The sequence below is a fragment of the Granulicoccus phenolivorans DSM 17626 = NBRC 107789 = JCM 15570 genome, assembly GCF_000423085.1.
Classification (GTDB): domain Bacteria; phylum Actinomycetota; class Actinomycetes; order Propionibacteriales; family Propionibacteriaceae; genus Granulicoccus; species Granulicoccus phenolivorans.
This window is the reverse complement of record NZ_AUHH01000016.1, coordinates 39,194-61,301: the sequence shown is the minus strand read 5'-3', so window position 1 is coordinate 61,301 and position 22,108 is coordinate 39,194. Positions and strand designations below refer to the sequence as shown.

General features: G+C 69.4%; 16 protein-coding genes. 8 read left to right on the top strand and 8 right to left on the bottom strand.

Annotated elements, in window-relative coordinates; genetic code table 11:
* Positions 1-40: 40 nt before the first annotated feature.
* A complete protein-coding gene (locus tag G531_RS0108225) occupies positions 41-2,641 on the bottom strand; it encodes a GNAT family N-acetyltransferase (RefSeq protein ID WP_162143157.1) in 2,601 nt (866 codons plus the stop codon).
* A gap of 172 nt (positions 2,642-2,813) precedes the next feature.
* On the opposite strand from G531_RS0108225, the gene G531_RS0108220 reads away from it, so the two are divergent.
* The 3 genes from G531_RS0108220 to G531_RS0108210 all read left to right on the top strand — a co-directional run bounded on the left by G531_RS0108220 (position 2,814) and on the right by G531_RS0108210 (position 6,894).
* Positions 2,814-3,818, top strand: a complete 1,005-nt coding sequence (locus tag G531_RS0108220) for an App1 family protein phosphatidate phosphatase (RefSeq protein WP_035758354.1) — start codon at positions 2,814-2,816, stop codon at positions 3,816-3,818.
* Positions 3,819-3,929: 111 nt separating this feature from the next.
* A complete protein-coding gene (locus tag G531_RS0108215) occupies positions 3,930-6,350 on the top strand; it encodes a DNA gyrase/topoisomerase IV subunit A (protein ID WP_026926877.1) in 2,421 nt (806 codons plus the stop codon).
* Positions 6,351-6,402: 52 nt separating this feature from the next.
* Entirely contained in the window at positions 6,403-6,894 is a 492-nt protein-coding gene (locus tag G531_RS0108210; protein WP_026926876.1) for a beta-class carbonic anhydrase, read from the top strand.
* 25 nt (positions 6,895-6,919) lie between these two features.
* On the opposite strand, the gene G531_RS21360 is transcribed toward G531_RS0108210, so the two are convergent.
* Complete coding sequence (locus G531_RS21360) at positions 6,920-8,218, bottom strand: MFS transporter (protein WP_145978651.1); 1,299 nt, start codon at positions 8,216-8,218, stop codon at positions 6,920-6,922.
* Between the two features lie 168 nt (positions 8,219-8,386).
* Here G531_RS21360 and G531_RS0108200 point away from each other — a divergent pair, with 168 nt between their 5' ends.
* Complete coding sequence (locus tag G531_RS0108200) at positions 8,387-9,214, top strand: PhzF family phenazine biosynthesis protein (protein WP_026926875.1); 828 nt, start codon at positions 8,387-8,389, stop codon at positions 9,212-9,214.
* A gap of 109 nt (positions 9,215-9,323) precedes the next feature.
* Positions 9,324-11,003 carry a PRC-barrel domain-containing protein gene (locus G531_RS0108195; RefSeq protein ID WP_026926874.1) on the top strand — a complete coding sequence of 560 codons (1,680 nt, stop codon included), beginning with the start codon at positions 9,324-9,326 and terminating at the stop codon, positions 11,001-11,003.
* A gap of 27 nt (positions 11,004-11,030) precedes the next feature.
* Here the strand turns inward: G531_RS0108195 and G531_RS0108190 are convergent, their stop codons facing one another.
* Positions 11,031-13,121, bottom strand: coding sequence for a DNA gyrase/topoisomerase IV subunit B (locus tag G531_RS0108190; protein ID WP_026926873.1), 2,091 nt, complete (start codon positions 13,119-13,121; stop codon positions 11,031-11,033).
* A 253-nt stretch (positions 13,122-13,374) separates the two neighbouring features.
* Between G531_RS0108190 and G531_RS0108185 the strand changes: the two genes are divergently transcribed.
* Entirely contained in the window at positions 13,375-13,569 is a 195-nt protein-coding gene (locus G531_RS0108185; RefSeq protein ID WP_026926872.1) for a DUF7455 domain-containing protein, read from the top strand.
* Between the two features lie 67 nt (positions 13,570-13,636).
* Here G531_RS0108185 and G531_RS0108180 read toward each other — a convergent pair whose 3' ends face one another.
* The 3 genes from G531_RS0108180 to G531_RS0108170 all read right to left on the bottom strand — a co-directional run bounded on the left by G531_RS0108180 (position 13,637) and on the right by G531_RS0108170 (position 16,600).
* The gene (locus G531_RS0108180) at positions 13,637-14,677 is read right to left on the bottom strand and encodes a glycoside hydrolase family 183 protein (protein ID WP_035758329.1); all 1,041 of its coding nucleotides are present in this window, start codon (positions 14,675-14,677) and stop codon (positions 13,637-13,639) included.
* A gap of 7 nt (positions 14,678-14,684) precedes the next feature.
* The gene (locus G531_RS21355) at positions 14,685-16,085 is read right to left on the bottom strand and encodes an RNA polymerase sigma factor (RefSeq protein WP_373277304.1); all 1,401 of its coding nucleotides are present in this window, start codon (positions 16,083-16,085) and stop codon (positions 14,685-14,687) included.
* Between the two features lie 149 nt (positions 16,086-16,234).
* Complete coding sequence (locus G531_RS0108170) at positions 16,235-16,600, bottom strand: universal stress protein (RefSeq protein WP_026926870.1); 366 nt, start codon at positions 16,598-16,600, stop codon at positions 16,235-16,237.
* A gap of 140 nt (positions 16,601-16,740) precedes the next feature.
* Between G531_RS0108170 and G531_RS0108165 the strand changes: the two genes are divergently transcribed.
* Both G531_RS0108165 and G531_RS0108160 read left to right on the top strand, forming a co-directional pair.
* Positions 16,741-18,906: a S9 family peptidase gene (locus G531_RS0108165; protein ID WP_026926869.1), complete on the top strand. Its 2,166-nt coding sequence runs from the start codon at positions 16,741-16,743 to the stop codon at positions 18,904-18,906.
* Between the two features lie 178 nt (positions 18,907-19,084).
* Positions 19,085-20,053 carry a sigma-70 family RNA polymerase sigma factor gene (locus tag G531_RS0108160; RefSeq protein ID WP_026926868.1) on the top strand — a complete coding sequence of 323 codons (969 nt, stop codon included), beginning with the start codon at positions 19,085-19,087 and terminating at the stop codon, positions 20,051-20,053.
* A gap of 53 nt (positions 20,054-20,106) precedes the next feature.
* On the opposite strand, the gene G531_RS0108155 is transcribed toward G531_RS0108160, so the two are convergent.
* Together G531_RS0108155 and G531_RS21350 are read right to left on the bottom strand one after the other, a co-directional pair.
* Positions 20,107-20,991 carry an acyl-CoA thioesterase gene (locus G531_RS0108155; RefSeq protein ID WP_026926867.1) on the bottom strand — a complete coding sequence of 295 codons (885 nt, stop codon included), beginning with the start codon at positions 20,989-20,991 and terminating at the stop codon, positions 20,107-20,109.
* Positions 20,992-21,024: 33 nt separating this feature from the next.
* Positions 21,025-22,053 carry a PAC2 family protein gene (locus G531_RS21350; RefSeq protein WP_081683950.1) on the bottom strand — a complete coding sequence of 343 codons (1,029 nt, stop codon included), beginning with the start codon at positions 22,051-22,053 and terminating at the stop codon, positions 21,025-21,027.
* Positions 22,054-22,108: the final 55 nt, after the last annotated feature.

Sequence of the window (22,108 nt, the reverse complement as noted above, 5' to 3'; positions counted from 1 at the left end):
TGCCGCTCGCCCCCGACACCGCGCTATCCCCGGCTGCGCGCTATTCCAGGCTGCGGAAGTACGCGTCGCGGTGCTCGGCGGTCGGCACGACATCGATGGTGGCACCCACCACCGCGACCCCGCTCGCCGAGGCCAGGCACGGGCTGAGCACCGAGTTCGCGACCTGCGGCAGATCGTCGGCCAGCTGGGCGATCCGGTAGAGCAGTTCGACCACGGCGGTCAGATTCGGGGCGGCGTACTCCTCCTCCCACAGCAGCGGCGCCGACTTCAGTTCCAGCAGCATCGACCTGGCGTCGGCGCGGGTCAGCGGGGGGACGCGGAAGGTCCGATCGCCCAGGATCTCGGTGGCCAGGCCCTGCAGCCCCAGCGCCACGATCGGGCCGAAGGAGGCGTCCTCGCGGGTCCGGATGTCCAGCGGGGTCCCGGTGGGCACAGTGGTCTGGATCACCGGTTCGGCGACCGCGGCATCGCTGCCCAGGCCGAGGGCGGCGACCAGTTCGCCCAGCTTCTCCCAGGCCGAGCGGACCTCCTCGGCGGAGTCCAGATTGGCCGAGAAGGCCGAGTATCCCGGCCGCCCGCGGACCCGGGAGTTGGTGGCCTTGAGGATCACGTTCCAGTTCTGCCGTTCGGCCTCGGCCAGCGCCTCCGCCAGGCTGTGCACCCGGGTGCGGGGCACCAGGTCGATCCCGTAGCAGGCCAGCAGTTCGGCGGTCTCGGCGTCGCTGAGCCGGCGGCCGGCCGGCGCGTCGTCGAAGACGCGACGGAGCAGGTCGTGGGCGCCGGAGAGGTTGCGGTCGAACTGCGGCGGCTCGGCGCGATCGGTCTCCTTCCACCGTGCATAGTTGCGCACCATGGCCAGCGCCTGGATCGCGTCGGCGTAGCTGGAGTAGGTCGGTAGATGGCCCGGCCCGTCGACGCCGGTCTCATCGAGCTCGACGTGGATGAAGTCGGCGAACACCGCCAGCAGGGGCTTCTGGGAGGTCCGGGCGACCTCGGCCAGGGCGCGCCGGGCGCCGCCGGTGCCCCGATTGTGGTGATCGACCACCGCGCACACGACCGCGTGCACGTCGGGCTCTGCCAGCGCGGTCCGGACCGCCGCGGCGAACTCCTCGGGCGTGGCGCGACCGGGGACACTCACCGGGTCGGAGCAGTCCAGGCCGGCCCGGGTCCCGACCCGGCGGATGTGCGTGCTCAGCGTCGGGGAGTTCGTGATCACCCGGACCCGGTCCCCCTTGGGCAGCGGCTGGCGGGCCAGGATCTGGGCCACGTCGAACAGCGCGTCGCGCCGGTTGCACACGATCACGCCCGACTGCGCGAACACCTGGTCGATCGCTTCCTCCGAGACCCGCTGGTGCGAGCTGCTGGCGCCCAGATGGACCTCGTGCTCGGAGCGTCCCGGCGAGAACAGCACGACCGGCTTGAGCTGGGCGAGCCGGCGTACGATCCGGGCGAACTTGCGCGGGTTGCCGATCCGGTCCAGCGACAGCACGCAGACCTTGGTGGCCTCGTCGTCCTGCCAGTACTGCATCACGTCGTTGTTGGTCACATCGGCGTAGACACCGGAGGAGATGAAGGTGGCCAGACCGAGGTTCTGCTCCAGCGCGGTGGACAACAGGATCACCCCGACCGCCGAGGACTGGCAGAACATCCCGACCACACCCGGTCGCGGGGTCGGTCCCGGCGACGCGTTCAGCGACACCGTCGGGTCGGTGTTGATCAGGCCCAGCGAGTCCGGCCCGAGCGCGCGGACGCCGTAGGAGCGGGCCAGCGCGACCACGCTCTGGTTGTTCACCCCGCCGAACTCCCCGGCGTGCAGCACGACCATGCCGAAGGTCTTCTTCTCCGCGGTCTCGATCACCAGCGGCGCCAGGTCGGGGATCGGCACCGCACTGATCACCAGGTCGAGCTCACCCTCGATCGCGCTCACCGAGGAGACCTGGGGCACCGAGCTGACGACCCCGTCGTCGGTGGCGACACCGAAGATGGCACCGGCGAAACCGCCCCCGATGATGTTGTCGGCCATCAGGTTGACCCGGTCATGGGTGCCGACCACCGCGATCCGGTGCGGGTGCAGCAGCCGGCGTACCGAGGTGGATTCGGCGCGGTGCTCCCGGCGCTGCATCACCTCCACCGAGGACTCCGTCGGCAGGATCGCGAACTCACAGGCGATGATGCCGTCCTCGTACTCCCGCGACACGGTGTAGCCGGCATCGGAGAAGACACTCACCATCCGCCGGTTCTGCGGCAGGATCTCGGCGACGAACCGCTTCACGTGCCGTTCGCGGGCCGTCTCGGCCAGGTGCTCCAGCAGCAGCTGGCCCAGCCCGCGGCCCTGCTGGTCGTCCTGGACCAGGAAGGCGACCTCGGCGTCGGATTCGTTGAGCCGGTCGTAGCGACCCACCGCCACCATGTCGTCGCCCACGGTGATGATCAGGGCGACCCGGTTGTCGTAGTCCACCTCGGTGAACTTCTTCACATCGGCGTCGCTGAGCTCGGGGTAAGGGGCGAAGAAGCGCAGATACTTCGACTCCGGCGACACCCGGGCGTAGAAGGCGACCAGCCGGTCGGCATCGTCGGGCCGGATCGGCCGCAGGTGCGCGGTGGAACCATCGGACAGGAGCACATCGGCTTCCCATCCCACCGGATAATTCGCTGGGATGCTCGGCCGTGCCTGATCGTCGCTGGTCACATCCGACAGCTTATCGTCCACCATCCGGGACGCGCCGGGCCTTGCCCGCATTCGGCCGCTTGGCCCGGATGTGGCGGGGTCGGTTAGGTTGGCACCTGTGTCGAAGCCCTTCTTTGCCGCCCGCATGGAGTCCTGGATCAATCAACGTCTGGCCCGCTGCGCGCTGCAGCGCGGGTGGAGCGACCTGGTGGTCGGGTACACCGGGTACGGGTCGCCGACGTTCGTCCGGGTGATGGCACGGGTGCTGCTGGTCTCCGAGACCAGTGCCGGGCATCATCCGCTCAGTTCGACCACGCTGCTGGATCGGCGCGGCTGGCGCAATTTCTTCGCCCCCACCCACCCGTACGCCACCGTCGAGGTACAGATCGACGGGCAGAGTTTCGAGGTGGTCACCGACCGCAGCGGCTACATCGACACGCGGCTGCCGGTCAGCGGACTGGCTCCCGGCTGGCACACCGCGCTGCTGCGCTGCGGGGACACCGATCCGACCCCCACCCCGATCAAGATCATCGCCGGCGACGAGGACTGGGGCCTGGTCAGCGACATCGACGACACGGTGATCACCACCTTTCTGCCGCGCCCCCTGCTCGCGGCGTGGAACACCTTCGTGCTGCAGGAGTCCGCCCGGCAGGCGGTCCCCGGCATGTCCGAGCTGTACGCCGACCTGATGGCCGACCACCCCGATGCCCCGGTGATCTACCTGTCGACCGGGGCCTGGAACACCGCTCCCACCCTGAATCGGTTCCTGAACCACCACCATTTCCCGCGCGGTCCGCTGCTGCTGACCGACTGGGGCCCGACCAACTCCGGCTGGTTCCGCTCCGGCCCCGAGCACAAGAAGACCTCACTGCGGGATCTGGCCCTGGATTTCCCGAACATCAAGTGGATTCTGATCGGCGACGACGGCCAGCACGATCCGGCCCTGTACGGGGAGTTCGCCGAGGCCCATCCGGACCGGGTCCGGGTGATCGGACTGCGCCAGCTGAGCGCCACCGAGTCGGTGCTCGCCCACGGCACCACCCAGACCCTCGCCGAGATCGAGGCGGTGGAGACCGCGGTGCCGGTCGTCCGGGCCCCCAACGGGTACCGGCTGCTGCCCAAGCTCCGCGCGGCCCTGGGCCGCCGCTGAGCCGTTGTTTTCGCGGGCGCGCCGGAGCCCGCAATCGGCATCCCGGGGTCGAAGGTGCCAAGATGAGCCGTCCCCCGACCCCCCGGCAGAACCACGACCCGGAAGATCCCCATGGCGCCCACCACTCCTGTTGACGACGACTTCACCGAGAACATCATCGACATTGATGTCTCCTCGGAGATGGAGACGTCCTTCCTGGAGTACGCCTACTCGGTGATCTATGCCCGGGCGCTGCCGGACGCCCGGGACGGATTGAAGCCGGTGCAGCGGCGGATCCTGTTCGGGATGGACGAGATGAACCTGCGGCCGGACCGGGCGTACGTGAAGTGCGCCCGGGTGGTCGGTCAGGTGATGGGTCTGTATCACCCGCACGGCGATACCGCGATCTATGACGCCCTGGTCCGGATGGCTCAGTCGTGGAGCATGCGGCTGCCGGTGATCGACGGGCACGGCAACTTCGGCTCCCCCGACGCCGGGCCCGCGGCGATGCGCTACACCGAGTGCCGGATGGCGCCGGCCGCGCTGGCGATGACCGCCGAACTCGACGAGGACACCGTTGACTTCCGCCCCAACTACGACGGCCACGAGACCGAACCGTCGGTGCTGCCGGCCGCGTTCCCGAACCTGCTGGTCAACGGGGCGACCGGGATCGCGGTCGGGATGGCGACCAACATCGCCCCGCACAACCTCGGCGAGGTGGTCCAGGCGCTGCGGCATCTGCTGAAGCATCCCGCCGCGGACCTGCCGGCGCTGATGCGGTTCATCCCGGGTCCGGATCTGCCCACCGGCGGCACGATCGTCGGGCTGGACGGGATCACCGACGCGTACGCCACCGGCCGCGGCTCGTTCCGGATCCGGGCGACCAGCAAGATCGAACAGGTCTCCGCGCGCCGCAAGGGCATCGTGGTCAGCGAGCTGCCGTACGCGGTCGGGCCGGAGAAGATCATCGATCAGATCAAGGCCGGGGTGCAGTCGAAGAAGCTCACCGGGATCGCCGACGTGAAGGACCTGGGGGACCTGACCCACGGCACCCGGCTGGTGATCGAGATCAAGAACGGGTTCAATCCCGAGGCCGTGCTGCAGGCGTTGTACAAGCACACCAAGTTGGAGGACTCGTTCTCGATCAACGCGGTCGCGCTGGTCGAGGGGCAGCCGCGGACGATGCCGCTGAAGGAAATGCTGGAGGTCTTCCTGGCCCACCGGCTCGAGGTGGTGCTGCGGCGGACCCGGTTCCGGCGGGAGAAGGCCGCGACCCGGCTGCATCTGGTCGAGGGCCTGTTGATCGCCATCCTCGACATCGACGCGGTGATCGCGATCATCCGGCGCTCGGAGGATGCCGCCGAGGCCCGAGGGCAGTTGATGGAGATCTATGAGCTGACCGAGACCCAGGCCAACTACATCCTCGACATGCAGTTGCGGCGGCTGACCAAGTTCTCCCGGCTGGAACTGGAATCCGAGCGCGACGAACTGGCCCGCACCATCGCCGAACTGGACGAGATCATCGGGTCGGAGGAGAAGCTGCGCGCGGTCGTCGACAGCGAGCTGGCCGCGGTCGCCAAGGAGTTCGGGACGCCGCGGCGGACCGTGCTGCTGGCGTCCTCGGGCGCGGTGGCCAGTGCGGCACCGCTGGAGATCGCCGACGACCCGTGCCATGTGCTGCTGTCGGCGACCGGCCTGATCGCGCGGGTGGACACCGGTGAGGACCTGCCCGAGCGGACCGCCCGGGCGAAACACGATGTGGTCAACTCCGCGATCGCCACCACCGCGCGAGCCGATTTCGGGGTGATCACCAGCGCCGGTCGGGTGATCCGGACCAATGCCCTGGAGCTGCCGACGGTCCCGCTGACCGCGAACGCCCCGAATCTGAACGGCGGCACGAAGCTGGAATCCCTGCTGGACCTGGACCGCGGCGAGACAGTGGTGTGCCTGACCACCTTCGACGAGGACACCCCGGGGCTGGCGATCGGTACCGAGCAGGGGGTGGTGAAGCGGGTGAAGCCGGAGATCCTGGGCAAGGAATCCTGGCCGGTGATCACGCTGGCCGACGGGGACCGGGTGGTCGGCTGCGTGGAGTTGCGGTCCGAGGAGGTCGAGTTGTGCTTCGTCACCTCCGATGCGCAGCTGCTGCACTTCCCCGCCTCGGCGGTCCGCCCGCAGGGGCGTACCGGTGGTGGGGTGGCCGGGATCAAACTGGCCGCCGCGCAGCGGGTGGTCGCCTTCGGGGCCGGCGTACCGGCGGATTCGGTGGTGGTGACGGTGACCGGTGGCGATGCGTCGCTGCCCGGTACCGAGGCCGGCTCGGTCAAGGTGACCGGGTTGGCCGAGTACCCGGGCAAGGGCCGGGCGACCGCGGGGGTGCGGTGCCATCGCTTCCTGAAGGGTGAGGTGGCGCTGATCCGGGCCTGGGTCGGGCCGGCCCCGGCGTACGCCTGCGCGGCGGACGGGAAGCCGCTGGCGCTGCCGGAGCCGGATCCGCGCCGCGACGGTTCAGGTGCTCCGGTGCCCGGCGCGATCGCCGGGCTGGGGCACTGACGGCTTCGGAACGGGACTTTCGACCCCCGGCGGGGGTCCTACACTGCCGAACATGAGCTTTGCGGACATCCTCGAGAACAACCAGCGCTATGCCGACGGTTTCACCGACTCCGGCTTCGACGGCGTGGCCAGGGCGGGCATCGGGCTGGTGACCTGCATGGACTCCCGGATCGAACCGCTGGCCATGCTGGGGCTCCGGCTCGGCGACGCCAAGATGCTGCGCTCCCCCGGCGGCCGGGTCACCCAGGACGTACTGATCGGTATGGTGCTCGGCGTACATCTGCTGAACGTGCAGCGGATCATGGTGATCCCGCACACCCGCTGCGCGATGGGTTCGGGCGACGACGCGAGCATCGCGGAGAACGTGCTCCGCTCCACCGGCACCGACATCTCCGGGATGGTGCTCGGCTCCACCCCGGACCAGGCCGCCGGGCTGCACTACGACGTCCAGTTGCTGAAGACCCACCCGCTGCTGGCCGGGCGCGCCGAGGTGGGCGGCTTCCTCTACGACGTCGACTCGGGGCTGCTCAAGCAGATCATCTGAGCGCCCCGGCGCAGGCGGGTACGCCTCACCGCGACCGCGTCGTGACGCCGGGGATCCGCACGAACAGCACCAGGACCAACCCCAGGGCCAGGGTCAGCAGGATGCCGACGATCCCCAGGCGGACGCCCAGCGTGACGGTGAAGATCCAGATCAGGCCCGGCGCGATGAAGCTCGCGGCGCGGCCGATGGTCTGGTAGAGCCCGAAGATCGTGTTCACATGCTCGGGCGGGGCCACCCGGCCCAGCAGGCTGCGGGAGGCCGACTGCACCGCCCCGACCAGGGACGAGATGACCAGGCCCCCGACCCAGAAGACGAGTTTGCTGGGGACCAGCACGATCACGGTGCCGGCGATCAGCATGATCACCAACGACCCGACGATGACCGGCTTGGGCCCCAGCCGGTCATCGGCCTGCCCCAGGACCCAGGCGCCGATCCCGGCGATGACATTGGCCGCCAGCCCGAAGTAGATGACCTCGTCGGCGGAGAACCCGTACGCCGTGGTCGCCAGCACCCCGGCCAGGGAGAACACCGCCGCCAGCCCGTCCCGATAGACCGCGGAGGCGATCAGGAACTGCAGGGTGGACCGGGCCCGGCGCCACAGGTCCAGAATCTGTCGGCCCACCTCGACGTAGGCGGTGAGCGGATTGAACCGGTCGGTGTGCCGGGACGGCTCGGCCACCGGCCCCCACAGCAGCATCGGGATGGAGAACACGAGCATCCAGGCCGCGCAGAACAGCGCGATGGCCCGGAAGTTCAGCCCGTTGGCGGTCGACAGCCCGAGCAGGTTGTCCTCGCCGACGAAGCCGAAGACGACCACGACCAGGCAGACCACGCCGGAGAGGTAGCCCAGACCCCACCCCAGTCCGGACAGCCGGCCGATCGTCTGCTTGGTGGTGAGCCCCGGCAGCATGCCGAAGTAGAAGACCGACCCGATCTCCTGGAACACCGTCCCCAGCGCGAGCAGGCCGGCGCCCAGCGCCAGGTAGCGCTGCTGCGGCTCGACGAACCAGCAGGCCGCGACCGCAGCGATGACCACCAGATTGGACAGCCACAGCACCAGCCGGCGGTCCCGGACCCGGTCGGCCCACACGCCCACCATCGGGGCCAGGATCGCGACGATGATGCCGGCGATGGTCTGGGCCCCGGACAGCGCGGCCTGGCCGGTCTCCTTGTCCGCGGCGACGGCACCGGCGATGTAGGGGCCGAAGACGAAGGTCAGCATCACCGAGTTGAAGGGCTGCCCGGCCCAGTCCCAGATCGCCCAGGCCGCCACCGTCGATTTCGTCGCCCGGCCGGTGGGCCGTTGTTCCACTGCTGCGCTCACCGGCTCAAACTATCCGCGCCGCCCCGGGTCGGGCACCTTCGCGGACGCCGATCCCGGCCCGCGCCGGCAATGTTCACCAGATATTCACCACCCCGCTGCCGCGGTCGCACGGCCCACTCGATGTCGCACGGGCCACTAGAGTGGGCGCCGCACCCACAGGAGTGAGCCATGCAGTTGCCGATCCACCAGATCGATGCCTTCGCCGACCGAACGTTCACCGGAAACCCGGCCGCGGTGGTGGAGTTGCCGCAGTGGCTCCCGGATTCGATCCTGCAGGCGATCGCCGCGGAGAACAACCTGTCCGAGACTGCCTTTCTGGTCCGGGAGGTCCCCGCCGACGTCGACGACTCGATCGATATCGGCCCGGCGTACCACCTGCGCTGGTTCACCCCGGCCGAGGAGGTGGAGTTGTGCGGTCACGCCACGCTGGCTGCCGCGCACCTGCTGTTGTCGGGGGAGCACGCCGGGGCAGATCTGGTGAAGTTCTGGACGCTGAGCGGCTGGCTGCTGGTCCGCGGGCACGAGGGCGCGTACACGATGGAATTCCCCACCGACAGCATCCGTCCGCTCCCGGTTCCCGAGGGGCTGGCCGACGCCTTGGGCACCGCGGTCCTGGAGACCTGGCAGGGCCGTCGGGACCTGCTGTGCGTGGTGTCGGATTCGGCCACCCTGCAGTCGCTCACCCCCGATCTGACTGCGCTGCGTCAGGTGGGCCGGCCGGTGATCGTGACCGCCCCGGGCGAGGGGAACACCGACTTTGTGTCGCGCTTCTTCGCGCCCACTCTGGGGGTCCCCGAGGATCCGGTCACCGGGTCCGCGCACACCACGTTGACGCCCTACTGGGCCGAGCGGTTGGATCGCACCGACCTCACCGCCCAGCAGTTGTCGGCGCGTCCGGGCACGCTGCGGTGCGTCCTGCATGCCGACCGGGTGGAGATCTCCGGGTCGGCGGTGACGTACCTGACCGGCTCGATCGAGGTCGAGACGAAAGTCTGAGGCGCCGCGCGGGCCCCCGAAGTGAGCTTGCGCAGGGTTTGGTGCCATGATCGGGGTGGCGCAGGCACCGTGGCACGCCTGGCCATGATCCTGCGATCGAGGAGACGTAATGACCGAACGACCCACCCCTGAAGAGTCAGTTTCCGCAACACCCACCGCCGCCGATCTGGACCGTTTGTCCAAGGCGCTGGTCTTCGACGTGAACGGGGAGAAAGTCGGCCCGGTCGGGACACTGTACCTCGACGACGCCTCCGGCCAACCCTCGATGATCTCGGTCAAGTTCGGTCTGTGGCACCGCCGGGAGGCGCTGGTGCCGCTGGACGGGATCGACCTGTCCGGCTCCGAGCTGCGCCTGACGGTGACCAAGGACGTGGTCAAGGACGCCCCGGACATCGGCGCCAGCGAGCACATCTCGGCCGCCGAGGAAGACCAACTGCGCGAGTACTATCGCGGACACACCCGGGCCGGGGTCGCCGAGCAGGCTGCCGCCGAGCAGGCCGCCGCCGAGCAGGCCGCCGCCGAGCAGGCCACCACCACCTCCGAGAGCGAGACGGCGACCACCGCCGGCACCACCCCCGAAGCAGCTGCGGCCAGTACGCCCGAGGCGGTTTCCGCCGGGACGACCGAGGAACCCGCTGTCGACACCGCGAGCAGCGCCACCACCGAGGCCCCCGTCGCGGCCCCCGCAGGCCGGGCCGCTGCGGCCGGCACCACCACCGCGGACGCGGCTGCCCCGACGACCACCGCGGACGCGGCAGCGCCCGCCGGTAAGACCGAGGTCCCCGCTGCCGACAAGGTGACCCCGGCCACCAGCACCGACGCGTCCACGGCCGACAGCACCACCGCGCCCACCGCGGACCGGGCTGCCGCGACCAGCACCCCGACCGAGGCACGTGCCGCGGATACGACCACGACCGTGCCCGCTGCCGCCCCGACTGTGCCGGCCAGTGGCGCGCGTCCCACCAGCGACTCGGTCATCGGCGACGCCCGCGCGGAGACCGAACCGGTCCCCCACCACGCCAAGCTGTCGGGTCCGGACACCGAAACCGGTACCGAGCCCGCGACGCATGCTGCCCGCGGCGCAGCCGCCGGACCCAGCGACGCCATGGTCGGCGCCGCCTCACCGTCCGAACCGGTCAGCATCCCGTCCGCCGCCGCGGCAGCCCGCGAATCGGCGCAGCCGACCGACCCCGCCCAGCCCACCGCAGCCGCGCAGCCCACCGCATCCACCCCGGCCGCGCAGCCCACCACTTCCACCCCGGCCGCACAGCCCACCGCGTCCGCGCAGCCCATCACGCCGGCAGCCGCACAGCCCACCGCGTCCGCGCAGCCCACCACGCCGTCAGCCGCACAGCCGACCGCGCCCCGGGAGCAGACGCAGCCGGCCCTCGCCGACAACGCCTCGGCGCCCAGCGGCCCGCGCAGCACCCCGGAGACGACCGAATCTCCCGCCCCGACGGCGGTCGACTCCCCCGCACCGACGGCGGTCGACTCCCCCGCCCCGACGGCAGTCGACACTCCCGCCCAGGCCGGCACCGACTCCTCCACGCCCACCCACAGCGCACCGGGGCGGCGGATCAGCGCCCTGGCGGAGGTCGTCGACGGTGGGTACGGGGTCGGTTCCGCCGCCCCGATCCACGACCGGGCCCAGCCGCTGGGCCACCCGGTCCGCGGCTGGTGGGACACGATGTCCTTCCGGGAGGGCGCGTACGCCGACTGGGAACGCGAACCCGACGTGTGGTTCGCCGACGCCAACGCCGCCACCAACGCGGGCTATCACCCCGCCTGAGCGGCCGCCCGGCCTCGGGGGCGCGGATCAGACGTCGATCTGCTCCTGATCGATCTGATACGCGCCCTCGATGATGAACTCCTTGCGCGGGGCGACCTCGTTGCCCATCAGCATCTCGAAGGTCTTCTCCGCCGCCACCGACTCATCGACGGTGAGTCGGCGCAACGAGCGACGCCGCGGATCCATGGTGGTCTCGGCGAGCTGGTCGGCGTCCATCTCCCCCAGGCCCTTGTAGCGCTGGGGCTCCTTGAAGTTGATCCCGCGCTTGGTCAGCTCGGCGAGCTTGCGCTGGTATTCAGCGTCGGAATAGGTGTAGAGGTACTTCTCCATCCCCTTCCTGGGGTTGGTCAACTCGAAGCGATGCAGCGGCGGCACCGCGGTGTAGATCCGGCCGGCCTCGACCAGCGGCCGCATGTACCGGAAGAACAGGGTGGCCAGCAGACAGCGGATGTGCGCCCCGTCGGAGTCGGCGTCGGCCATGAAAATGATCTTGCCGTAGCGTGCCGCGTCCACCTCACAGGTACGCCCCGACCCGGCCCCCACCACTTGGATGATCGAGGCGCACTCGGCGTTCTTCAACATGTCGGCGACCGAGGCCTTCTGCACATTGAGAATCTTGCCGCGGATCGGCAGCAGTGCCTGGAACTCCGAGTTCCGCGCCCGGGCGGCGGTGCCGAGAGCGGAGTCACCCTCCACGATGAACAGTTCGCACTTCTCGACGTCGTTGGAGCGACAGTCCTTCAGCTTGGGCGGCATCGACGAGGATTCCAGCGCGGTCTTGCGCCGCTGATTCTCCTTGTGCTGGCGGGCCGCCACCCGCGTCCGGGAGGCCTCGACGACCTTCTCCATCACCGTTCGGGCCTGGCTGCGGGTCTCCTGTTTGGTGCTGGACAAGAAGGTGCCGAGTTCCCGCTCGACCACCCGGCCGACCAGGTTGCGCGCCGCCGGCGTCCCGAGGACCTCCTTGGTCTGCCCCTCGAACTGGGGCTCGGCGAGCCGGACGGTGACCACGGTGGTCAGGCCTTCGAGAATGTCGTCCTTGACGACCTCCTCCCCCGACTTGAGCAGCCGGGTGCCCTCCAACGCCTTGGCCATCGCCCGGGTCAGGCCCCGGTCGTACCCCTGGACGTGCGTTCCGCCCTTGGGCGTGGCGATGATGTTCACGAACGACTTGGTCACCGTGTCGTAGCCCTTGCCCCAGCGCAGCGCAATGTCGACCCCGAGCTCGCGCTCGACATCGGTCGGCGTCAACGAGCCGGACTCGTCCAGCATCGGCACCGTTTCGGTGAACGAATCGCTGCCCTGCAGCCGGATCACCTCGGTGATCGCCTCGTCGGGGGCCAGGAACTCGCAGAACTCGGAAATTCCCCCCAGGTGCCGGTGCTCCTCGACCACCGGTTCGGCGCCGCGTTCGTCGCGGATCTCGATGCCCAGCCCCGGCACCAGGAAACTGGTCTGCCGGGCCCGGGCGGTCAGCGCATCCATGCTCAGCTCGGCATCGGGCAGGAAGATCTGCCGGTCGGGCCAGTAGCGCACCCGCGTACCGGACCAGCCGCGCTGCGCCTTGCGGAGCTTGGTCAACTGTCCACCGGGGGTGAAGCCGGCATCCGGGCCGGGCCCGTCGAAGACTCCCGGGATGCCGTGTTTGAACGACATTCCCCACACCGCCGAGTTCCGGTCGACCTCGACATCGAGCCGGGTCGACAGTGCGTTCACCACCGAGGCGCCCACGCCGTGCAGGCCGCCGGTGGCGTTGTACGAACCGGCCCCGAACTTGCCGCCGGCATGCAGTTTGGTGAACACCACCTCGACCCCGCTGAGCCCGGTCCGCGGCTCGATGTCGACCGGAATGCCCCGGCCGTGGTCGCGTACGGTGACCGAACCGTCCCCGCCGAGCACTACCTCGATGGTGTCGCCGAACCCGGACAGGGCCTCATCGACGGAGTTGTCGATGATCTCCCACAGGCAGTGCATCAGCCCCCGGGTGTCGGTGGAACCGATGTACATCGCCGGACGCTTGCGGACGGCCTCGAGCCCCTCGAGCACCAGCAGGTGGCGGGCTTCGTAGTCCTGGCCGCCGGACTTCTTGGCGGTGTGCGCGCGGGCGGTATCAGTCACATCGTGCAGGTTATCCGGCGGCACCGACACTTCCGCTCAGGCCACGCGGCGCGGGCACCGGCGGGCCCGGTGCGTGCCGCCCACCGAAAAGCGGACGAAAATGCCCTGGCTTCCTGGTCCGGGCCGGGTAGCCTGTGGAGCACAGGAGATGCAGTGGAACCCGGGGCGCTTCCGAATTCGTCACAGATGACGGAACAAAACCCCGATCCGGTGCGTTGACTGGGCACGAACCGATTCGAAGAAAGAGGGCGCCGTGACTACTTCCGTCATCGAAAATGGCCTGACCACTGCCGATCGTTGCGATCGTTGTGGGGCCCAGGCCTATGTACGCGTCACCCTCGATGGGGGTGGCGAGCTTCTGTTCTGCGCTCACCACAGCCGCCAGCACAGCGACAAGATCAAGCAGGTTGCCCTGAAGATCCAGGACGAGACAGCCAAGATCAGCTGAAGGTAACCGACCGTACGGATATTCGACCCCGTTCGCTGCGGCGAACGGGGTCGATCCGTATCCGGGCTCAGCGGCCCAGGCGGCTGCGCATCAGAAAGACGTTGTACGGTCCCCACTGCGACAGCAACCAGTACAGCGAATCGCCGTCCAACTGCCACGGGTGGATGAATCCGCCGTACAACCCCGGGTAGTCGGTCCCGGCGGCAAGCACCTCCGGCTCACTCCACGGCCCGGTGATCCGCGCCGCGCTGCGCAGCACGATCGCGGCGCGTGGCTCATCCAGCGTGACCGCCAGCCAGCACCCGAGGCCGCGATGGAAGGCCACCGACAACTCCCCCACCGGACCGTCGATCACCGGTGCCGCCGCGGCCTGCGACCGACTCCAGCCCGCGCCGTCGAAGTACTCGTAGTCGGCCACCCACTCGACCCGCTCGGGGGCCACGCGAGCCAGATAGGCCGGGCCGAAGCGGCCGTTGGTCGTCCCGAACAGGTAGACGTGCTCCTCGGTCCGGGTGAACGCACCGACCTGGAAGCGGTTGCGGCCCAACGGATTGGGCCAGCGGCCGTGCAACGGTTTGCGCCAGGTCTGCGCGTCGTCGGCGGAGGCCGCTATCCCCGCCTGAAACGTACGCCACCGCCCCCCGGACCCCCACTTCAGGATCGACATCCAGTGCACGTAGTGCACCCCGGCGACGGTGATCCCCGCATTCGGGATCAGGGTGTGCTCGGGAAACGGCACCCGCGGCAGCAGATTGAGCCGGCTGCGCCGGATCAGTTGCGCGGCCCCGCCGCCGGCCCGACTCACCGCGGCTTCCAGCACCAGTCCGTCGCGGTCGAGGTCGAGGGTGCTCGAGGACAGCAGGACGTTGGTCCGCCAGTCCGCATCGGCCGGGCCGGCACCGTGCCCGCCCCAGCCCTCCCCATAGGTGTCACCGAACAGCACGAAGATCCGGTCCCGCCCGTCCGGGCCGGGACCGGCGTCCCACATCGTGCCGAGATCGGTCGCGGTGAAGCCGAAGCGCTCCTGGGTGCGGTTGATCCCGATGGGACCGGTCACCTGGGACAGCAGTTCGGTCGACCGCACCCGCACCTGGGGCGCGTCCGTCATCGCCGGCTCAGTCGAGGTAGTCGCGCAACACCTGCGAGCGCGACGGGTGCCGCAGCTTCGACATGGTCTTGGACTCGATCTGCCGGATCCGTTCCCGGGTCACGCCGTAGACCTTGCCGATCTCGTCCAGCGTCTTGGGCTGACCGTCGGTGAGCCCGAAGCGCATCGACACCACGCCCGCTTCGCGTTCGGACAGCGTATCCAGCACGTCGTGCAGTTGCTCCTGCAGCAGGGTGAAGCTCACCGCATCCGCCGGAACGACCGCCTCGGAGTCCTCGATCAGGTCACCGAACTCGGAGTCGCCGTCCTCCCCGAGCGGGGTGTGCAGCGAGATCGGCTCGCGGCCGTACTTCTGCACCTCGACGACCTTCTCCGGGGTCATGTCGAGTTCCTTGGCCAGCTCCTCCGGCGTGGGTTCGCGGCCCAGATCCTGCAGCATCTGCCGCTGCACGCGGGCCAGCTTGTTGATGACCTCGACCATGTGCACCGGGATCCGGATGGTGCGGGCCTGGTCGGCCATCGCGCGGGTGATCGCCTGCTTGATCCACCAGGTCGCGTAGGTGGAGAACTTGTAGCCCTTGGTGTAGTCGAACTTCTCCACCGCGCGGATCAGGCCCAGGTTGCCCTCCTGGATCAGGTCCAGGAAGAGCATGCCGCGACCGGTGTAGCGCTTGGCCAGCGACACCACCAGGCGCAGGTTGGCTTCGAGCAGATGGTTCTTGGCGCGTCGCCCGTCCTCCATGATCCACTCGTAGTCGCCGACATCGGCGGTCTTCACCAGGGTGACCTCGTGCAACTGTTCCTCGGCGAACAGGCCGGCCTCGATGCGCTTGGCGAGCTCGACCTCCTGCTCGGCGTTCAGCAGCGCGACCTTGCCGATCTGCTTCAGGTAGTCCTTGACCGGGTCGGCGGTGGCGCCGGCCACCATGACCTGCTGCTCGGGCTCGTCCCCGTCATCGGCGTCGGACAGCGAGAAGCCCTGCTCCTCCTCGGTGAGCTCCTTCTCCTCCTTCGCCGCCTCCTCGGGCTTGAAGTTGGTGTCATCGACGTCGTCGAGGCTGCGCTTCTTCTTGATCACGATCTCGTCGCCATCCAGGGTGGCCTCGGCCGACCCGTTCGCCAGGCCCTCGATCACATCGGCCCGGGTCTGGCCCGGCGCCCCCGCAGCGGCCTTCTTGGCCGCGGTCTTGCGGGCCGGCGCCTTCTTCGCCGGAGCCTTCTTGGCCGCGGTCTTCTTGGCCGGTGCCTTCCGGGTGGTCTTCTTTGCTGCAGAACTGGACGCGGTAGCAGTTGCTCCGGCAGTCGCGGTCACCGGGCCGGTGCGAACGGCGGCGGCAGCCACCTTGGCCTGGGTCTGTTCTTCAGAGGAGGGCGTCACAGAGAACCTCTCGCCGGTAGACGTAGTGATGAAGTTCCATACCGGTCGTGCTGACCCGGTATTTGGGCGCAAACGGTGACGGTGCTGTCAACATCTGCAACTCCGCCATTCTGTCACGTCGGATCAAGTCCGACCAATCGGGGCCCGATTGTCGAATGGCGCCCGGGCCGCGCCGGGGTTCAGGCCTGGCCCGGAGCGCGGACCACGACGACCGGGCAGCCGGCGTCCAGCATGACCTTCTGGGCATGGACGCCCAGCAGCAGTTTCCCGGTCGGGGTGCGACGCTTCACCCCGATCACCACCAGTTCGGCGGCCAGGTCGGCAGCGACGTCGAGGATCCGTTCGGCCATCTGCCCCTCCCGACCCGGCGCCTCCACCCGGACCGGCACGCTGGTGGGCAGTTCATGCTGCAGCGCGAGTTGCTCGTCGGCGTCGGCGTTCGGCACCACAACCAGCGAGCACTGACGCAGTGCCGCCTCCGCGGCGGCCCAATCCAGGGCCGCGTGCCCCTCAGCTCGACTCGAGAAGCCCACCACGATGGTCATCCGGCACCTTTCTCCCCCGCAGACTGGGTGAAGTCTGCCATGCCGGGGGCGGTCCGGCTGAATCGAACACCCGAGGTACCGGTCGATCCACTCCGCAGGCCCGGCGCGGATGCTCGGCATCCCCGACTAGGCTCGAGCGCATGTCCGAGCAGCCTCTCTCCCAGCCCCCGATCGCGGCCCGCCGCCCGAGCCCCCGCACCCACCACGGGGATACCTTCCTCGACGCGTACGAGTGGCTGCGCGACCAGGCGGCCCCGGAGACACTGGCGTACCTGCGGGCCGAGAACGCGTGGACCGAGCAGCAGACCGCCGGACTGGCCCCGCTGACCGAGGAACTGTTCGCCGATATGCAGGCGCGCACCCAGGAAACCGACCTGAGCGTCCCCTCGCACACCACGCATCCGAGCAGTTCCGGCTCCGCGACCTCCTGGTGGTACTACACCCGGACCGTGACGGGCCAGGAGTACGAGATCCACTGTCGGGTCCAGGCTCCGGCCGACCGGATGCCCGAGGTGACCGCCGGCACCCCGGTGCCCGGCGAGGAGATCATGCTCGATGAGAATGTCCTGGCCGAGGGGCAGGAGTTCTTCTCCCTCGGCGCCTTCGCGGTGTCGCCGAACGGCCGCCTGCTGGCGTACGCGGTGGACCTCACCGGCGGTGAACGGTTCACCCTGTACTTCCGCGACCTGACCACCGGGGCGCTGCTGCCGGAGTCGGTGGACGACATCACCTACGGCATCGCCTGGGCCGGCAACGAGCATCTGCTGTACGCCCGGGCCGACGAGTCCTGGCGGCCCCACCAGGTGCTGCGGCACCGGCTGGGCACCGCCGCCGACGCCGACCCGGTGATCTTCACCGAGCCCGACGAGCGGTTCTGGCTCTACCTCGACAACTCCCGTGACGACCGCTTCGTCGTGCTCAGCAGCGCCTCGAAGCTGACCGGCGAGTGCCACCTGCTCGATTGCGCCGACCCGACCGGGGAGTTCCGGTTGGTGGCGCCGCGCCGCGACGGGGTGGAGTACTCCGTCGAGGTCGCCGGGGACCGGCTGCTGATCCTGCACAACCGCGACGGCGCCGACTTCGCCCTCGCCCAGGCGCCGCTCGAGGCGACCGGGGACGCCGAGTGGACTCCGGTGCTGCCCCACCGGCCCGGGGTGCGGCTGACCGGTGTGGACGCGTACGCCGGCCAGGTCGTGGTGCAACTGCGCCGCGACGGGCTGACCGGGATCCATCTGATCCCGCGTGACAGCGCCGGCGATCTGGGCACCGGCACCGACCTGACCTTCGACGAACCGCTGTACGCCGTCTCCGCCCGCGGCGAGTGGGACTGGGACACCGACACCATCCGGCTCGACTTCACCTCCCTGGTGACCCCGCCGACGCTGCTGGAGCACGATCTGCGCACCGGCGCCCGGCGCGTGCTGAAGCGCCGCCCGGTGCTCGATCACCCGGTGCACGGCCCCTATCGCAGCGAGGACTACGTGCAGACCCGCACCTGGGCCACCGCCGAGGACGGGACGCGGGTACCGATCTCGCTGGTGCACCGCCGCGAGGTACCGCTGGACGGATCCGCGCCCGCGCTGCTGTACGGCTACGGCTCCTACGAGATCTCAATCGATCCGACGTTCTCCACGATGCGCCTGTCGCTGCTGGATCGCGGCTTCGTCTACGCCATCGCCCATGTTCGCGGCGGCGGCGAACTCGGCCGGGCCTGGTACGAGCAGGGCAACCGGCTGCACAAGCGGAACTCCTTCACCGACTTCATCGCCTGCGCCCACCACCTGGTCGCCGAGGGCTACACCGCCCCGGATCGCCTGGTGGCCGAGGGCGGCTCGGCCGGCGGCCTGTTGATGGGTGCGGTGGCGAACCTGGCCCCCGAGGCGTTCGCCGGGATCCACGCCTCGGTGCCCTTCGTCGATGCGCTGACCACGATCCTGGATCCGAGCCTGCCGCTGACGGTCACCGAGTGGGAGGAGTGGGGCGATCCGCTGCACGATCCCGAGGTGTACGCGTACATGCGGGGCTACTCCCCCTACGAGAACGTGACCGAGCAGCGCTACCCGGCGATCCTGGCCACCACCAGCCTGAACGACACCCGGGTGCTCTACGTCGAGCCGGCCAAGTGGATCGCCGCGCTGCGGCACAGTGCCCGGGTCGATCCGAGCCGGTTGCTGCTGCGCACCGAGATGGTGGCCGGACACGGCGGGGTCACCGGCCGTCATGCCGGGTGGCGCGAGGCCGCCTTCGAGTACGCCTGGCTGATCGACGCCGCCACCCGCTCCCGGCACCCCGTCACCGAGGCATGAATCGGGATCATTCCCCCGGCCGACACGCCGGGCCGGGGTCAATCTCGGGGTCGGCGTACGACCACGGTCGGACAACCATCGTACTCCGGGACTCAACCCGGCCCCGAGGCTACTGAGGGGAATCTTTCGGGTGCATCGATTCGTTGTGCTTGTTGTCGGCAACGAAGGGAGCCTCCAGATGAGCACCACCCACCGAGCCCGAGTCCAGGATGGCATCGACGGCAAGGACGCAGTAGGTCTGTACCTTGACGGAATCGCCAAGACCCCACTGCTCAGCGCGGCGGAGGAAGTCGAGCTTGCCCGCGCCATCGAGGTCGGGTTGTATGCCGAGCAGATTCTCAACGGCACGGTGACCCGCGCCGAACGGTCCGAGGCCGCGAACAGCGTCGGCAAGCGGGCCAAGCGCGTGAACAAGGAAGAACTCGCCGAGCTGGTCGAGGCCGGGCAGCGGGCCCAGCAGCACTTCATCAACGCCAACCTCCGGCTGGTCGTGTCGGTCGCCCGGAAGTACGGTCGCGCCCAGATGCCCCTGCTCGACCTGGTCCAGGAGGGCAACACCGGCCTGATCCGGGCGGTGGAGAAGTTCGACTACACCAAGGGATTCAAGTTCTCCACCTACGCCACCTGGTGGGTCCGGCAGTCGATCTCGCGCGGGATCGCCCAGCAGGGCCGCATCGTCCGGCTGCCGGTCCATGTCGCCGAGCAGGTCAACCAGATCAGTGCGGTACGCCGCAACCTGGAGCGTCAGCTCGGCCGGGAACCGGAGATCGAGGAGATCGCCGCCGAGCTCGAGCTGGATCCCGAGCGGGTGGTCGAACTGATCCGCTACGGCCGCGACCACATCTCGCTGGACGCCCCCGTCGAGGAGGAGGGTGACACCTCCCTGGGTGACCTGATCGCCCGCGAACCCACCCCCGGCCCCGACGAGGTCGTCATCGACGCCCAGGAGCGCGAACGCCTCGAGTCGATGCTGTCCGGTCTCGACGAGCGCTCCGCCGACGTGGTGCGCCGCCGTTACGGCCTGCTCGACGGTCGCCAGGCGAAGCTGGCCGACATCGGTCAGGTCTGGGGCATCACCGCCGAACGGGTGCGCCAGATCGAGCGGCATGCCCTGGCCAAGCTGCGCGATCAGGAACTGGCGGCCTGAGGCCGGCCCGCCCCGGGGCAGGTGCCCCGGGGCGACCGATCCACGGCGGCGACTCAGCGCGCGGACTGATCCGATCCGGAGGGCACCGGCCGGATCAGTCCTTCCTGGGCCGCGGTGGTGACCAGCTGACCGTTCTGGAACACCCGGGCCAGCGAGAACCCGCGAGCGCCGGACGCGGACGGGGAGATCTGGTCCAGCAGCATCCACTGATCGGCCCGCACCGGGCGATGGAACCACATCGTGTGATCCAGCGAGGCCGCCTGGAGCTGTTGCGCATGCATCGAGACTCCGTGCGGCACCACCGAGGCCGCCAGCAGACCCAGATCCGAGGCGTACGCCAGGGCGGCCTGATGCAGGGCGGGATCGGCGGGCAGTTCGCCCCGGACCCGACACCAGCCCCGCATGTGTCCGGAGTGGCTGCCCCGGGGAATCGACCCGCGCGGCGAGGAATCCCCGGCGAACCGCAACTCCAGGGCGCCCCACTCCCGCTCATAGAAATCCTTCGCCTCCCCGGTGGCTCCGGCCAGGTAGCTCTCCATCGGCGGGCAGTCCTCGGGCCTGGGCACGTCGGCGGGCATCGGATCGGCGTGATCCAGCCCCTCCTCGGCGATCTGGAAGGAGGCGGTCATCATGAAGATGACCCGCCCGCCCTGGCGGGCCAGGACCCGCCGAGTGGTGAAGGCGCGGCCGTCCTTCACATCGTCGATGTCGTAGACGATCGGCAGATCGGTACGTCCGGGATGGACGAAGTAGGCATGCAGCGAGTGCGCCGCCCGATCTTCGGGGACACTCCGGCTGGCTGCCCACAGCGACTGCCCGAGCACCTGTCCCCCGAACACCCGCTGTCGATCGGTGTGCGGAGAACTGCCCCGGAACAGATTGGGTTCGATCTGCTCGAGGTTGAACACGTCGAGCAGTTCCTGGATCGTCTGCGGCATGGAGTGGTCCTTCTGGCTGATGGTGGCGCCAGCCTAGCGGCCCGATTCCGGGCCCGGCGGCTCATCTCCGGTGTCGGGTTCGCCCGGATCGGCGTCCCCGCCCGCGTCGGGATGATCGGCACCGCCCGGGTCGGTCCGGTCCACGTCATCGGCGGAGGTGGCCGAGGCCGGCCCGCGGTACTCCTGCTTGCTGCTCTCATCGTGCAGGAAGCGTTCGAGTTCGGCGCCGATCTCATCGGCGCTGGGCAGATCCCCGTCGGCCTGCTGGTCGTACTGGGACTCCAGCATCGAGACCACTTGTTGCACCTCGGTGGAGTCCGCCACCTCGGCGGCGATCTCGGCGTTGTTGGCGGTCTCGGCCTCGTACAGGCCACCGGCCGGCAGGGTGAGCCCGGTCACCGTGGTGATCGATTCCAGGGCCGCCAGGACCGCCTGGTAGAACCGGCTCTCGGCCAGGTAGTGCGGGACATTCGCCCCGACGCTGAGCGCATCGATGCCGGCCTTGCCGAGGTTCAGCTCGAGGAAGGAACCGAAGCCGCCGGGCACCTCCATCCGCCCGATCCACATCGGATTCGGCCGCGGCAGCAGGTCGGAACGGGTGGCGTGGTACGTGATCATCGTCGGCCGGGAATGGGGTACGCCCATCGGGATGCCGTACGCGCTCACCACCAGGCGCACGTCGAGGCGTTGAATGAGCTCGGTGATCGCGGTCGAGGCCCGCTCCCACTGCAGATCCGGTTCGCGGCCGGTCAACAGCAGGAAGACCTTGCCGGTGGCATCCCACATCTTCAGCAGCCGCAGCGAGAATTGGGTGGCCGAGACGAAATGGTCGGTGTCGAAAATCATCCGGGGGCGGCGGCCGCGATAGTCGTGCAACTGATCGTGATCGAATTCGACCAGCAGCTCGTGCCGGCAGGTCGACAGCAGATGCTCCGCGAGGGCCTGGGAGACCAGACCGGCATCGATGTAGCCGTCCCACAGGTGCAGCAGGACCGGCCGCGTGCCCCGCATGGTTTCCCACAGCGCGGGACTGAAGGAATACAGCAGGCGTGGATCGAGCATGCCGACCACTCTATGTGACCGGGCCGAACCCGGGCCGCGGACGCCGGGGCGCGCC

Excerpts from the sequence above, each read along its gene's own strand:
- G531_RS0108220 (WP_035758354.1), top strand. The coding sequence starts at position 2,814 with ATGGAGTCCTGGATCAATCAACGTCTGGCCCGCTGCGCGCTGCAGCGC.
- G531_RS0108215 (WP_026926877.1), top strand. The coding sequence starts at position 3,930 with ATGGCGCCCACCACTCCTGTTGACGACGACTTCACCGAGAACATCATC.
- G531_RS0108210 (WP_026926876.1), top strand. The coding sequence starts at position 6,403 with ATGAGCTTTGCGGACATCCTCGAGAACAACCAGCGCTATGCCGACGGT.
- G531_RS0108200 (WP_026926875.1), top strand. The coding sequence starts at position 8,387 with ATGCAGTTGCCGATCCACCAGATCGATGCCTTCGCCGACCGAACGTTC.
- G531_RS0108195 (WP_026926874.1), top strand. The coding sequence starts at position 9,324 with ATGACCGAACGACCCACCCCTGAAGAGTCAGTTTCCGCAACACCCACC.
- G531_RS0108180 (WP_035758329.1), bottom strand. The coding sequence starts at position 14,677 with ATGACGGACGCGCCCCAGGTGCGGGTGCGGTCGACCGAACTGCTGTCC.
- G531_RS0108170 (WP_026926870.1), bottom strand. The coding sequence starts at position 16,600 with ATGACCATCGTGGTGGGCTTCTCGAGTCGAGCTGAGGGGCACGCGGCC.
- G531_RS0108165 (WP_026926869.1), top strand. The coding sequence starts at position 16,741 with ATGTCCGAGCAGCCTCTCTCCCAGCCCCCGATCGCGGCCCGCCGCCCG.
- G531_RS0108160 (WP_026926868.1), top strand. The coding sequence starts at position 19,085 with ATGAGCACCACCCACCGAGCCCGAGTCCAGGATGGCATCGACGGCAAG.
- G531_RS0108155 (WP_026926867.1), bottom strand. The coding sequence starts at position 20,991 with ATGCCGCAGACGATCCAGGAACTGCTCGACGTGTTCAACCTCGAGCAG.
- G531_RS21350 (WP_081683950.1), bottom strand. The coding sequence starts at position 22,053 with ATGCTCGATCCACGCCTGCTGTATTCCTTCAGTCCCGCGCTGTGGGAA.